We start from the raw sequence: 12,343 nt of genomic DNA, 5'->3' as shown, positions 1-12,343 counted from the left end.
CGGGGCGGCTCAGCCGTGGTCGGCGCACGCCCCGCTGTGGTCGCAGAACGGCGCCCGCCCCGTCCGCCCGCAGCCGCACAGCATCACGCGGGTCTCCCGGAGCGGACCGCCCGGCGTCGCGAGCTCCAGGTCGCCCCGTACATGGATCACCCCGTCGGCGTGCATCGCGACACGGGTGGGGGCATCGGGCACCTCGTCCGGCATGCCGTCGGTGCGGTGGTACCGCAGCGCCCCGGTCGGACAGCGCCGGACGACATCGGCGACCTCGTCGGCCGACGCCTGCCCGGGCATGATCCACGGCCTGCGGGCGACGTCGAAGACGGACGGGAGACCGTGGACGCATTCGGCCGCGTGCAGACACCGGTGCGCGTCGTAGCTCACGACGATGCCGTCGCCGTCGTACGACCTGGCGGCGGGGGGCGGGGGCTGTTCGCTGGTCACGCCGGACCTTCCGGAGGAAACACATGCCTACGTCATCAGACTCACGCCGTCACCGGAGCCCCGCCACCCGTGCGAAACGGACACACCGCAACTTCGGCAGCGGCCACACCCTCGATCGTGCCTCGCCCTCGAGCGACCCGGCTCAGCTCACGGCCCCCTGCCAGCCGAGTACCTCGCGGAGGTCAGATGCTCTGATTCGCCGATGGGCCCGACCGGCACGCCCACGCCTTCCACGGCATGCCTCCGGTCAGTCCAGCACGGCGATGCCGTCCAGCTCGACCATGGCCTGCTCGTCCCACAGCCTGGCCACCCCGATGACGGCCATGGCCGGGTAGTCGCGGCCGGCCAGCCTCCTCCAGATCGTGCCCAGTTCGGCGGCGTGGGCACGGTATCCGGCGACGTCGGTGGCGTACACGGTGACCCGGGCCAGGGCCGCCGGGGAACCGCCGGCGGCTCGCAGGGCGGTGAGCAGATTGCCCAGTGCGGTCTCGAACTGCTCGGGCAGGGTGGTGCCGACGACCTTCCCGTCACCGTCCAGCGCGGTCTGGCCGGCGAGGAAGACAAGCCGGCCGCCCGTGGCGGTGACCGCGTGCGAGAAGCCGGTGGGCGGGGAGAGCTCGGCCGGGTTGATCCGGCTGAGGGGGTTCATACGGACGCCTCCTGGCTCGCGTACAGCTCCTTGGCGATGATGGTGCGCTGGACCTCGGTGGCACCCTCGTAGATCCGGGGCGCGCGGACCTCCCGGTAGAGGTGTTCGAGCAGATGGCCCCGTCGCAGCGCCTTCGCCCCGTGCAGCTGGACCGCGGCGTCGACGACGTACTGCGCGGTCTCGGTGGCGAACAGTTTGGCCATGGCGGCGCGCATGGGTACGCCTGACTCGCCCGCGTCGTGGGCGGCGGCCGCCGCGTACACCAGGAGCCGGGCCGCCTCGGTGCGCGTGGCCATCTCGGCCACCTGGTGCGAGACGGCCTGAAGGTCCTTCAGGGGTGCGCCGAAGGCCTCGCGGTCCGCCGTGTGTTCCAGGGTGGCGTCGAGAGCGGCACGCGCCATGCCGACGGCGAACGCCCCGACGCTCGGCCGGAAGAGGTTCAGGGTGTCCATGGCGACCCGGAAACCCCGGCCGGGCTCCCCGAGCACGTCGTCGGCGCCCACGGGTACGCCGTCGAAGTCAAGCGATCCGATCGGGTGCGGGGAGAGCATGTCGATGGCCTGGCCGGTGAGTCCGGGCCGGTCCGCGGGGACGAGGAACGCGGTGACCCCCCGGGCCCCCGCGTCCTCGCCCGTCCGGGCGAAGACGGTGTAGAAGTCGGCCTCGGGGGCGTTGGAGATCCAGCACTTCTCCCCGGTCAGCCGCCATCCGTCCCCGCCTGGGGCGGGCCGGGCCTCCAGGGCGAGGGCCGCCGCGTCCGATCCGGCGCCCGGCTCACTGAGCGCGAAGGCGGCGACGGCGCGGCCCGCGCTCACCTCGGGGAGCCAGCGCGCGCGCTGGGCGGGGGTGCCCGCCCGCCGGACCGGGCCGGAGCCGAGCCCCTGGAGGGCGAGGGCGGTCTCCGCCTCGGTGCAGCCGCGGGCGAGCGACTCGCGCATCAGACAGAGCTCGAGTGCACCGGAGCCGAGGAGCCGGTCCAGAAGCCCGAGGCCGCCGAGTGCCGCGATGAGCGGCCGGTTCACATGGCCGGGCTCACCCTTGTCGGCGAGGGGCTGCAACTGCTCCCGGGCGAGGGTGTACAGCTCGTCGCACCAGGCGGCTCGACCGGGATCGAGGGAGAATGCCGTCATATTCGGCGCCTCTCTTGTCACGACTTATCGCGGACCGTTGACTACCGTCACCCAAACGATACGCTCCAGGGGCGACAAGGGGGCGATGCTTCATGAAGCCGTCAGGTACCGCGAGCGCGCACACCGACACCTTCGCGCGCGACCATCTCCCGCCCGCCGGGGAGTGGCCCGAGCTGGTCTTCGACCTACCCGAACTGGTCTATCCGGACCGCCTGAACTGCGGTCACGAACTGCTCGACCGCACCGTGGACCGCCTCGGCCCGGACCGCCCTGCCTTCCGGAGCGCCGACGGCGGTTCCTGGAGCTACGGGGAACTGCTGGACCGGGTGGACCGGATCGCCCAGGTGCTGACCCACGACCTGGGCGTCGTCCCCGGCAACCGCGTGCTGCTGCGCGGCCCCACGACCCCCTGGCTGGCCGCCTGCTGGCTCGCCGTCATGAAGGCCGGCGCGATCGCCGTCACGGTGCTCGCCCAGCAGCGGGCGTCGGAGCTCGCCACGATCTGCTCCATCGCCCGCGTCGGCCACGCCCTGTGCGACATCAGGTCCGTCGACGACCTGACCGGCGCCGGGGTACCCGGGCTGCGCATCACCACGTACGGCGGCGGCTCCCCCGACGACCTCACGCACCTGACCGCCGCCCGGCCGGGACCCTACCGGGCGGTGGACACCGCCGCCGACGACGTCGCCCTCATCGCCTTCACCTCCGGCACCACCGGACGGCCCAAGGGCTGTATGCACGTGCACCGCGACGTGCTGGCCGTCGCCGACACCTTTGCCCGCCACGTCCTGCGGCCGGGCCCCGACGACGTGTTCACCGGCAGTCCGCCGCTCGGCTTCACCTTCGGGCTCGGCGGCCTGGTGATCTTCCCGCTGCGGGCCGGCGCCTCGGCGCTGCTGCTCGAACAGGCGGGCCCCAAGCAGTTGCTGCCCGCGCTCGCCGCCCACCGGGTCTCCATCCTGTTCACGGCCCCGACCGCGTACCGCGTGATGCTGGACGCGCTCGACGGCCACGACCTGTCCGCGCTGCGGCGCTGTGTCTCTGCCGGGGAGAACCTTCCGGCCGCGACCTGGAGTTCCTGGTACGAGCGCACGGGGCTCCGCATCATCAACGGCATCGGGGCCACCGAACTGCTGCACATCTTCATCTCGGCGGCCGACGGGGCGATCCGGCCCGGCACCACCGGCGTCCCGGTGCCCGGCTGGCAGGCACGCGTGGTGGACGACGACGGCGAGGAACTGCCGGACGGTGAACCAGGCCTGCTGGCGGTGCGCGGTCCCGTCGGCTGCCGGTACCTCGCCGACGAACGCCAGCGGGTCTACGTGCGACACGGCTGGAACATCACCGGGGACACCTACGTCCGCGAACCCGACGGCTACTTCAGGTACGTCGCCAGGGCCGACGACATGATCATCTCCGCCGGGTACAACATCGCGGGCCCGGAGGTCGAGGAGGCACTCCTGCGCCACCCCGACGTGGCCGAGGCCGCGGTGGTCGGCCGTGCGGACGAACTGCGCGGCCAGATCGTGGCGGCGTACGTCGTAGCGCGCGACGGGGCCCTGCTGGACGCCGACGCCCTGCGCGCGCACATGAAGGCCGAACTGGCACCGCACAAGTGCCCGCGCGCCATCGAGTTCCTGCCCTCGCTGCCGAGGACCCCCACCGGAAAGCTGCAGCGGTTCCGGCTGCGCGGCGGCCCCGATCTAGAGTGAGCGGGTGGCCGAGCACACTCCCCGTTCCCTGATCGTCACCCTGTACGGCGCCTACGGCCGCCTGCCGGCCGACGCCCCGCTGGCGGTGTCCGAGCTGATCCGTCTTCTGCAAGCGGTCGGTGTCGACGCCCCGGCGGTACGCTCCTCCGTCTCGCGGCTGAAGCGCCGGGGGCTGCTCGTGCCGGCCCGCACGACGGACGGCGCCGCGGGGTACGCCCTGTCGGCCGACGCCCGACAGCTGCTGGACGACGGCGACCGGCGGATCTACCGGCGCCCCGTGCCGGTCACCGGGGACGGCTGGGTGCTCGCCGTCTTCTCCGTGCCGGAGGCCGAGCGCCACAAGAGGCACCTGTTGCGCTCCCGCCTGGGCCACCTCGGCTTCGGCACGGCGGCACCCGGCGTGTGGATCGCGCCCGCCGGGCTGTACGAAGAGACCCGGCACACCCTGGACCGTCTCGAACTCGCCCCGTACGTCGAGCTGTTCCGCGGCGAGCACCTCGGGTTCGCGCCGACGGCCCAGGCGGTGGCCCGCTGGTGGGACCTGGAGGCGATCGCCCGCCTGCACCTGGACTTCCTGGACCAGCAGGAGCCGGTGCTGCGCGCCTGGGAGGCGAGGGACGGGGCGGCGCCCGGTGCCGAGGACGCCTACCGGGACTACGTCCGCGCGCTGGACTCGTGGCGCCGGCTGCCCTACGCCGACCCCGGGCTGCCCGGGGAACTGCTGCCGGAGGACTGGCCGGGCGGCCGGTCGGCGGAGGTCTTCGGGGGGCTGCACGCGCGACTCAGGGACGCCGGGGCCGAATTCGTACGCCGCGGCCCCTGAGCCGTACGGCGAAATAGGGATGACCGCAGGTGGTGCGACACCGCACGATGAGGCATGACCTGGACCTTCACCGACGACGTCGGCGTCTTCCTGGACGCCGCCGGAGCATCGCTGGCCGCCCGTCCCGCCGCGAACACCCTCGTGCTGACGGTCACCGCCACCCTGCACGACCACGGGCCGCACGCCTACGGCGCCGGGGTGCCGGTGCTGGGCTGGTGGCGCGGGCCGGACGGTGCCGTGGACGGGACCCTGGTGCGCACACCCCCTTTCCTGCCCCTCCTGGGCACCGCGGCCCCCGCAGCGGTCGCCGAACTGCCCGGAGCTCTGCCGCTGCCGCTGCCCGGTATCAACGCCGACCGCGACGCGGCCCTGCGGCTGGCCGCCCGCTGGCCCCGGCACCGTGTCGACCAGGAACAACGGCTGTACCGGCTGGGCACACCGATGCCACCCTCCCCCGCTCCTGCGGGCGCACCGAGAACCGCCACGACCGCCGACCGTGACCTGCTCGTCGAGTGGATCCGGGCCTTCGGCGAGGAGACCGGGCAGTCGGGCGACCACGCGGGGCGGATCGTGGACACGGGCACCGCGCGCGGCGGGATCACGCTCTGGGAGGCCAACGGGGTCCCTGTGTCGCTGGCGGGCGTCTCGCCACGCATCGCGGACACCGTGCGGGTGTCGAACGTCTACACACCGCCGGAGCACCGTGGACGCGGTTACGCGGCGGCGGTCACGGCCGAAGTCGGCCGTGTGGCGCGGGAGCTGGGCGCCCGGGAGGTGCTGCTCTTCACGGACCTCGCGAATCCTACGAGCAACGGCGTGTACCGGCGCATCGGTTACGAGGCGGTCTCCGACCGGCTGCTGATCACGGCGGAGCCGGAATGACGGCCGGGATCACACCTGGGTCGCTGCTCGGTCCAGGGTGAGCCGGGGCTTGGGGGCGTCGGTGCGACCGGTCGGCGGGGTGCGGCTGCCCGCCCGGTACGGGAGCGGCCAGGTGGCGCCGGGCCCCGTGTACCCCTGCTCGGCGGCGGCGTGCAGCGTCCAGTGCGGGTCGTAGAGGTGTGGACGGGCCAGGGCACAGAGGTCGGCGCGGCCCGCCAGGAGCAGCGAATTGACGTCGTCCCAGGAGGAGATGGCGCCGACGGTGATGACGGGCACGTCGAGGGCGTTGCGGATCCGGTCGGCGTACGGGGTCTGGTAGGAGCGGCCGTACTCGGGGCGTTCCTCGGGTACGACCTGACCGGTGGAGACGTCGATGGCGTCCGCACCGTGGTCGGCGAAGGCACGGGCCACGGCCACGGCGTCCTCGTCACTCGTGCCGCCCTCCGCCCAGTCCGTGGCGGAGATGCGCACGGTCATGGGCCGGTCGGCGGGCCACACGGCGCGAACGGCGTCGAAGACCTCCAGCGGGAAGCGGAGGCGGTTCGCCAGCGTCCCGCCGTAGGCGTCGGTGCGCCGGTTGGTGAGCGGGGAGAGGAAGCCGGAGAGGAGGTATCCGTGGGCGCAGTGCAGTTCGAGCAGGTCGAATCCGCTGTGGGCGGCCCGCCTGGCGGCCTCGGTGAACTCCTCCCGGATCAGGGCCAGTCCGCCGGCGTCCAGTGCCTTCGGCACCTGGTTGACGCCCGGGGCGTACGGGAGGGGGGACGCGGCGCTGACCGGCCAGTTCCCCTCCTCCAGCGGCTGGTCGATGCCGTCCCACATCAGGCGGGTGGAACCCTTGCGGCCGGAGTGGCCGAGCTGGACGCCGATCGCGGTACCGGGGGCGGAGTCGTGGACGAAGCGTGTGATTCGGGCCCAGGCGTCCGCCTGTTCGTCGGTCCACAGGCCGGCGCAGCCGGGGGTGATGCGGCCCTGGGGACTCGTGCAGGTCATCTCGGTCATGATCAGGCCGGCGCCGCCGAGTGCGCGGGCGCCGAGGTGGACGAGGTGGAAGTCGCCCGGGACACCGTCGGTGGCCGAGTACATGTCCATGGGTGAGACGACGACGCGGTTGCGGAGTTCGAGTCCGCGCAGCCGGAGCGGGGTGAACATCGGCGGGGTGCCCGGGGCGCAGCCGAACTCCTCCTCGACGGCTCCGGTGAACCCGGGGTCGCGCAGACGCAGGTTGTCGTGTGTGACGCGGCGGCTGCGGGTGAGCAGGTTGAAGGCGAACCGCCGGGGCGGCTGGTCCACGTACTGCGGGAGCTCCTCGAACCAGCGCAGACTCGCGGCGGCGGCGCGCTGGGTGGACTGCACGACGGGACGGCGCTCCTCCTCGTACGCGGCGAGGGCGTCCGGCAGGGCGGGGTGTTCGTCGACGCAGGCGGCGAGGGCGAGCGCGTCCTCGACGGCCAGCTTGGTGCCGGAGCCGATGGAGAAGTGCGCGGTGTGGGCGGCATCGCCGAGGAGGACCGTACTCCCGTGCGACCAGCGTGCGTTGCTCACCGTGGCGAAGGTGAGCCAGGAGGAGTGGTTGGAGCGCAGCGGCCGGCCGCCGAGGGCGTCGGCGAAGACCTTGGCGCAGCGTGCGGCGGATTCGGCGGTGTCGCAGGTGTCGAGGCCCGCGGCACGCCAGACCTCCTCGCGCATCTCGACGATGACGGTGGACGCGCCGGATTCCCCCGGGACTCCCGGACGATGGCCGGGCGACGGACGGGAGAAGGGATAGGCGTGCAGCTGCATCACGCCGTACTCGGTCTCGGCGATCTCGAAGCGGAACGCGTCGAACGCGAAGTCCGCGGCCAGCCAGATGTAGCGGTTTCGGTGCGTGGTGACCGTGGGGCGGAAGTGGAGGGCGTGGGCCGCACGTGTCGCGCTGTGCACGCCGTCCGCGGCGATGACCAGGTCGTGGTGGGCCGCGAGTTCGGCGGCGGGCGGGGCCGGGGACCGGAAGTGGATCCGCACCCCGAGCGACGCGCAGCGCTCGTGAAGGATCCGCAGCAGCGTGCGTCGGCCGAGGGCGGCGAAGCCGTGGCCTCCGGAGGTCTGGACGGCACCCCTGTGCACGACGTCGATGGTGTCCCAGCGGACGAACGCGTCGCTCAGCGCCCGGTACACGACGGGGTCGGCGTGCTCGATGCCGCCGAGCGTCTCGTCGGACAGGACCACACCGAAGCCGAAGGTGTCGTCGGGGGCGTTGCGCTCCCAGACGGTGACTTCCCGGCCCGGGCCGAGCCGTTTGAGGAGCGCGGCGGCGTAGAGCCCGCCGGGCCCGCCTCCGATGACGGCGATCCGCCTCGTGTCCGAGGTGGCCATCGGGCTACCTGCCCTGCCATTTCGGGGCCCGCTTCTCGGTGAAGGAGGCATGGAACTCGGCGTAGTCCTCGCCGTGCATCAGGAGTGCCTGGGTCGCGGCGTCCATCTCCACCGCTGCGGCGAGCGGCATGTCGAGCTCGGCCGTGAGCAGGGCCTTCGTCTGCGCGAGCGCGAGCGCCGGGCCGTCCGCCAGCCGCCGGGCCAGCGCGTCCGCGCGGGCACCGGACTCCCCTTCCGCCGTCAGCTCGCTGATCAGGCCGATGCGCTCCGCCTCGGGTGCGCGGACGGGCTCGCCGAGCATCAGGATCCTGGTGGCGTGGCCGAGGCCGACGACACGGGGCAGGAGGTAGGCGGCGCCCATGTCGCCACCGGACAGTCCGACGGCGGTGAAGAGGAAGGCGAAGCGGGCGGAGGGGTCGGCGACCCGGAAGTCCGCGGCGAGGGCGAGGACCGCCCCGGCGCCCGCGGCCACCCCGTGCACGGCCGCGATCACGGGGAAGGGGCATTCCCGCAGCGCCCGTACGACCTGCCCGGTCATCCTGTTGAAGTCCAGGAGCCGCGCGGTGTCCATGGCGAGCGTGGCACCGATGATCTCGTCGACGTCACCGCCTGAGCAGAATCCGCGACCTTCACCGGCGAGCACGAGGGCGCGCACGGAACGTTCCCGGGAGAGCTCGGCGAGCAGGTCGCGGAGGTCCGCGTAGGCGCCGAAGGTGAGCGCGTTGAGCTTCTCGGGGCGGGCGAGCGTGACGGTCGCCACCCCGTCGTGCGTGGTGAGGCGCAGATGCCGCCAGCGCTCCGTACGCGGGGCGGAGCCGGTGAACGGACTCATGGAAGGTCCCCTCCAGCCGTCGGGCTGCTGCTGATCCGCTTCGAAGCTATCACTCATCCGTGACTTCCGTCATGAGTACGCGATACTCCGCCGCCAGGAGGCTCAGGATGGCACGAGTGTGGCGAAAGTCCCCTTTGCTCCGGTCGGCAGCCTCTATGTCTGGGGTGTCGCACTTCGTATGGTTGAGCGCAGCACGTCCTGGTACGGACCTCCGTACACTCTGGTGCCGGATGACGTGGCCCCCCTGTCACAGCAGTCCCGAACACGAGTCCCTGCCGGATGTCTCGCTCCCGAACGGAACCCCCTCCTTGCCGTCCGACGCCCCCGCTCCCCAGCCCGCCTCCTGGCGCATGGCCCTGCCGCACTCCACGGCCGCCGTGCCGATAGCCCGCGCCCTCGTACGCACGGCGCTGGCGGACCTGGACGCGCCCGCGGACAGCGACACCGCCGAGCTGCTGACCGCCGAGCTGGTCGCCAACGCCGTGGAGCACACCAACGGCTCGGGGCCGATCGAGCTGGTGGTCGAGCTCCTGGCGTCGGGCTGCCAGGTGGAGGTCCACGACCACGGCCCCGAACCGCCCGGCGACCTCTCCGGGCTGATTCCCGGCAGCACGCAGGACCCGTGGCAGGAGCACGGCCGCGGACTCCTGCTGATACGCGCCCTCAGCTCCGCCTGCGGTCACCGCCCCACGGAGCAGGGCAAGGCCGTCTGGTTCACCCTGCCGTCGGGCCTGACTCCGCCCGCTCCCCCGGCTCCCCGGGACTGACCAGCCGGGAGCGGCGACGGCCGTACACCGCGTACACCAGCGCGCCGACCGCCACGAAGACCACGAACTGCACCCAGGTCCCCCAGCCGGTCCCGTACATCAGGTACACGCAGAAACCGACACCCAGGACCGGGCTGACCGGGTAGAGCGGCACGCGGAACGAGCGCTTCAGCTCGGGGTTGCGGCGGCGCAGCGCGATGACGGCGATGTTCACGACCGCCATGGTGGCGAGCGTGCCGATGGTCGTCAGGTTCACGACGACGTCCAGCGACGAGAAGGCTGCCGGGACCGCGAAGACGCTCGCCACGATCCACGTGTTGGCGACAGGCGTCCGGGTCCTCGGCGACACCCGCTCGAAGACCCTGGGAACGAGCCCGTCGCGGGACATGGACATCAGGATCCGCGTCTGTCCGTACATCACCACGAGAACGACGGACGCGATGGCGACGACCGCGCCGAAGGCGATGATCCCGCCGCCGACGTCCGATTCGGTGACCTTGTCGACGACCAGCGAGAGCGCGGCCGGCTTGTTCCCCACGGCGTCCACGCCCAGGGCGCCGATGGCTCCGAGAGCGACGGCGCAGTAGAGCAGCGTGACCAGACCGATGCAGATCATGATGGCGATCGGGATGTTCCTGCGCGGGTCCTTGACCTCTTCGCCCGCGGTGGTGATGGCGTCGAAGCCGATGTACGAGAAGAAGGCCACCGACGCGCCCGCGGTGACCCCCGCCATTCCGTGGGAGGCGAAGGGCGAGAGGTTTCCGTCCTCGAACGCGGTGAAGGCGATCGCGCAGAACGCGATCAGGATGCCGATCTTCAGTACCGCCATCGCCGCCGTCGCGCCCGCGCTCTCGCGGATGCCCCGTACCAGCAGGGTGGCCGCCATCATGATCACGACGACCGCCGGCAGGTTGACCACACCGCCGTCGGCCGGGCCCGATGAGAGCGCTGCGGGCAGGTTCCAGCCGGTGAGGCTGTCCAGGAGCTCGTTGACGTACTGGCTCCACCCGACCGCGACCGCGGAGACCGAGACGCCGTACTCCAGCAGCAGGCACCAGCCGACGAGGAACGCGACGCGCTCCCCCAGCGTGGCGTAGGCGAAGGAGTACGAGCTCCCGGAGACCGGGATGGCGCCGCCGAGTTCGGCGAAGGAGAACGCGGTGAAGACGCAGGTGACCGCCGCGAGGACGAACGAGACGACGACCGCCGGGCCCGCCTCGGCGACGCTGTCGGACAGGCCGACGAAGATTCCCGTACCGACGATCGCACCGACCCCGAAGCACACGAGCTGGAAGAGGCCCATGGTGCGCCGCAGGCCGTGCCCCTCCAGGTCGGTTCCGGACTCGGCGAGCAGCAGGGCGGGGCTCTTGATGCGCGCCCCCGAGCCGGAAGGGGGGCGTCGTGGGGCGTGGGTGTGGGGACTCATGGGGGGACGGATCTCTTCTCTGGTGGAACGTGGAGCTGAGCCTGTGGGGGGCTCGGGCGTACGAAGCGCTTCCGGCCGAAGACATGGAACGGGCGCATGAAAACGGGGTCCGAGCGTGCGAGCTCGAACCCCACCAGGTGGCACCACGGTAACCACTTGACAGCATATTCACCCAATTGAGCGTATTTTCATGCTCCCGCCGTGCTACGGGCCATCGTCGCGACGAGGACTGCCTTGATCGTGTGCATCCGGTTCTCGGCCTCGTCGAAGACGATCGAGTGCGCGGACTCGAAGACCTCCTCGGTGACCTCCAGCTCCGCCAGCCCGTGGCGGGCGTGGATCTCCCGGCCCACCTTGGTGCCGAGATCGTGGTACGCCGGGAGGCAGTGCATGAACTTGACGTCGTCGACACCGGTGGCACGCAGGACGTCCATCGTCACGGCGTAGGGCGCGAGGGCGGCGATTCGCTCGTCCCAGACCTCCTTGGGCTCCCCCATGGATACCCAGACGTCGGTGACGACGAAGCCGGCGCCACGTACCCCCTTGGCGACGTCCTCGGTGAGGGTGATCCGGGCACCGCTGGACTCGGCGATCGCGTACGCCCGGTCCACGATCTCCTGCGCCGGCCAGTAGGCGGCGGGCGCGACGATCCGGACGTCCATGCCGAGCAGGGCGCCGGTGACCAGGTAGGAGTTGCCCATGTTGAAGCGGGCGTCCCCCAGGTAGGCGAAGGAGATCCGCTCCAAGGGCTGGTCGCTGTGCTCGGTCATCGTGAGGACGTCGGCGAGCATCTGGGTGGGGTGCCAGTCGTCCGTGAGCCCGTTGAAGACAGGGACACCGCCGTAGGCGGCGAGCTCCTCGACGGTCTGCTGGCTGTCGCCCCGGTACTCGATGCCGTCGAACATCCGCCCGAGCACCCGGGCCGTGTCCTTCACCGACTCCTTGTGCCCCATCTGCGAACCCGAGGGATCGAGGTACGTGGTGGAGGCACCCTGGTCCGCCGCGGCCACCTCGAAGGCGCAGCGGGTGCGCGTCGACGTCTTCTCGAAGATCAGCGCGATGTTCATGCCGCGGAGCCGCTGCACCTCCTCGCCCGCCTTCTTGGTGGCCTTGAGCTCGGCCGCCAGGGCGATCAGGCCGCGGAACTCCTCGGCCGTGAAGTCCAGCTCCTTGAGGAAATGGCGGCCTGTGAGATCTATGGCCATGGTGAGTGCTCCCGGGTCGGACTGAGGGCGTGCAGAAGACTTCTGGAAGTATATACGAACGACCGTATTGCTATACAGTCCCTCGCGCGGACCTTCCGGTCCGCACGTCCTCGGCACGCCGGGA

The 12,343-nt window shown here is 71.9% G+C and carries 11 protein-coding genes; 4 read left to right on the top strand and 7 right to left on the bottom strand.

All coding sequences use genetic code 11. The features are described from left to right. Positions 1-9: 9 nt before the first annotated feature. The 3 genes from ACFU5K_RS14680 to ACFU5K_RS14670 form a co-directional block, all read right to left on the bottom strand. A complete protein-coding gene (locus ACFU5K_RS14680) occupies positions 10-441 on the bottom strand; it encodes a (4Fe-4S)-binding protein (RefSeq protein WP_384060774.1) in 432 nt (143 codons plus the stop codon). Positions 442-688: 247 nt separating this feature from the next. Beyond that, positions 689-1,090, bottom strand: a complete 402-nt coding sequence (locus ACFU5K_RS14675) for a RidA family protein (protein WP_384060771.1) — start codon at positions 1,088-1,090, stop codon at positions 689-691. Next, on the bottom strand, positions 1,087-2,220 hold the full coding sequence (locus ACFU5K_RS14670; protein ID WP_384060768.1) for an acyl-CoA dehydrogenase family protein: 1,134 nt from the start codon (positions 2,218-2,220) through the stop codon (positions 1,087-1,089). The genes ACFU5K_RS14675 and ACFU5K_RS14670 overlap by 4 nt, the downstream gene beginning before the upstream one ends. Before the next feature lie 92 nt (positions 2,221-2,312). On the opposite strand from ACFU5K_RS14670, the gene ACFU5K_RS14665 reads away from it, so the two are divergent. From ACFU5K_RS14665 to ACFU5K_RS14655, 3 genes are read left to right on the top strand one after another with little or no spacing between them, the layout of a single operon-like run. After that, complete coding sequence (locus tag ACFU5K_RS14665) at positions 2,313-3,932, top strand: AMP-binding protein (protein WP_384060765.1); 1,620 nt, start codon at positions 2,313-2,315, stop codon at positions 3,930-3,932. 4 nt (positions 3,933-3,936) lie between these two features. Then, positions 3,937-4,755, top strand: coding sequence for a PaaX family transcriptional regulator C-terminal domain-containing protein (locus tag ACFU5K_RS14660; protein WP_384060762.1), 819 nt, complete (start codon positions 3,937-3,939; stop codon positions 4,753-4,755). Positions 4,756-4,809: 54 nt separating this feature from the next. Further along, positions 4,810-5,637, top strand: coding sequence for a GNAT family N-acetyltransferase (locus ACFU5K_RS14655; protein ID WP_384060759.1), 828 nt, complete (start codon positions 4,810-4,812; stop codon positions 5,635-5,637). A gap of 9 nt (positions 5,638-5,646) precedes the next feature. Here ACFU5K_RS14655 and ACFU5K_RS14650 read toward each other — a convergent pair whose 3' ends face one another. Then, a complete protein-coding gene (locus ACFU5K_RS14650) occupies positions 5,647-7,989 on the bottom strand; it encodes a bifunctional salicylyl-CoA 5-hydroxylase/oxidoreductase (protein WP_384060757.1) in 2,343 nt (780 codons plus the stop codon). Between the two features lie 4 nt (positions 7,990-7,993). After that, on the bottom strand, positions 7,994-8,821 hold the full coding sequence (locus ACFU5K_RS14645) for an enoyl-CoA hydratase family protein (RefSeq protein ID WP_384060754.1): 828 nt from the start codon (positions 8,819-8,821) through the stop codon (positions 7,994-7,996). A gap of 308 nt (positions 8,822-9,129) precedes the next feature. On the opposite strand from ACFU5K_RS14645, the gene ACFU5K_RS14640 reads away from it, so the two are divergent. Next, positions 9,130-9,588 (top strand): ATP-binding protein, encoded by a 459-nt coding sequence (locus ACFU5K_RS14640; RefSeq protein ID WP_384060752.1) that lies wholly within the window; start codon positions 9,130-9,132, stop codon positions 9,586-9,588. On the opposite strand, the gene ACFU5K_RS14635 is transcribed toward ACFU5K_RS14640, so the two are convergent. Next, positions 9,536-11,014 carry an amino acid permease gene (locus tag ACFU5K_RS14635; protein ID WP_384060749.1) on the bottom strand — a complete coding sequence of 493 codons (1,479 nt, stop codon included), beginning with the start codon at positions 11,012-11,014 and terminating at the stop codon, positions 9,536-9,538. The two genes, ACFU5K_RS14640 and ACFU5K_RS14635, sit on opposite strands and share 53 nt — an antisense overlap. Before the next feature lie 188 nt (positions 11,015-11,202). Then, positions 11,203-12,219 (bottom strand): ornithine carbamoyltransferase, encoded by a 1,017-nt coding sequence (argF, locus tag ACFU5K_RS14630; RefSeq protein WP_384060747.1) that lies wholly within the window; start codon positions 12,217-12,219, stop codon positions 11,203-11,205. Between the last annotated feature and the right edge of the window lie 124 nt (positions 12,220-12,343).

Source organism: Streptomyces sp. NPDC057428 (assembly GCF_042803195.1).
Taxonomy (GTDB): domain Bacteria; phylum Actinomycetota; class Actinomycetes; order Streptomycetales; family Streptomycetaceae; genus Streptomyces.
This window is presented reverse-complemented; position numbering and strand designations above follow the sequence as displayed.

Bases quoted from the DNA above. Each gene is read 5' to 3' on its own strand.
- ACFU5K_RS14675 (WP_384060771.1), bottom strand. From the start codon at position 1,090: ATGAACCCCCTCAGCCGGATCAACCCGGCCGAGCTCTCCCCGCCCACC.
- ACFU5K_RS14670 (WP_384060768.1), bottom strand. From the start codon at position 2,220: ATGACGGCATTCTCCCTCGATCCCGGTCGAGCCGCCTGGTGCGACGAG.
- ACFU5K_RS14665 (WP_384060765.1), top strand. From the start codon at position 2,313: ATGAAGCCGTCAGGTACCGCGAGCGCGCACACCGACACCTTCGCGCGC.
- ACFU5K_RS14655 (WP_384060759.1), top strand. From the start codon at position 4,810: ATGACCTGGACCTTCACCGACGACGTCGGCGTCTTCCTGGACGCCGCC.
- ACFU5K_RS14650 (WP_384060757.1), bottom strand. From the start codon at position 7,989: ATGGCCACCTCGGACACGAGGCGGATCGCCGTCATCGGAGGCGGGCCC.
- ACFU5K_RS14645 (WP_384060754.1), bottom strand. From the start codon at position 8,821: ATGAGTCCGTTCACCGGCTCCGCCCCGCGTACGGAGCGCTGGCGGCAT.
- ACFU5K_RS14635 (WP_384060749.1), bottom strand. From the start codon at position 11,014: ATGAGTCCCCACACCCACGCCCCACGACGCCCCCCTTCCGGCTCGGGG.
- argF (WP_384060747.1), bottom strand. From the start codon at position 12,219: ATGGCCATAGATCTCACAGGCCGCCATTTCCTCAAGGAGCTGGACTTC.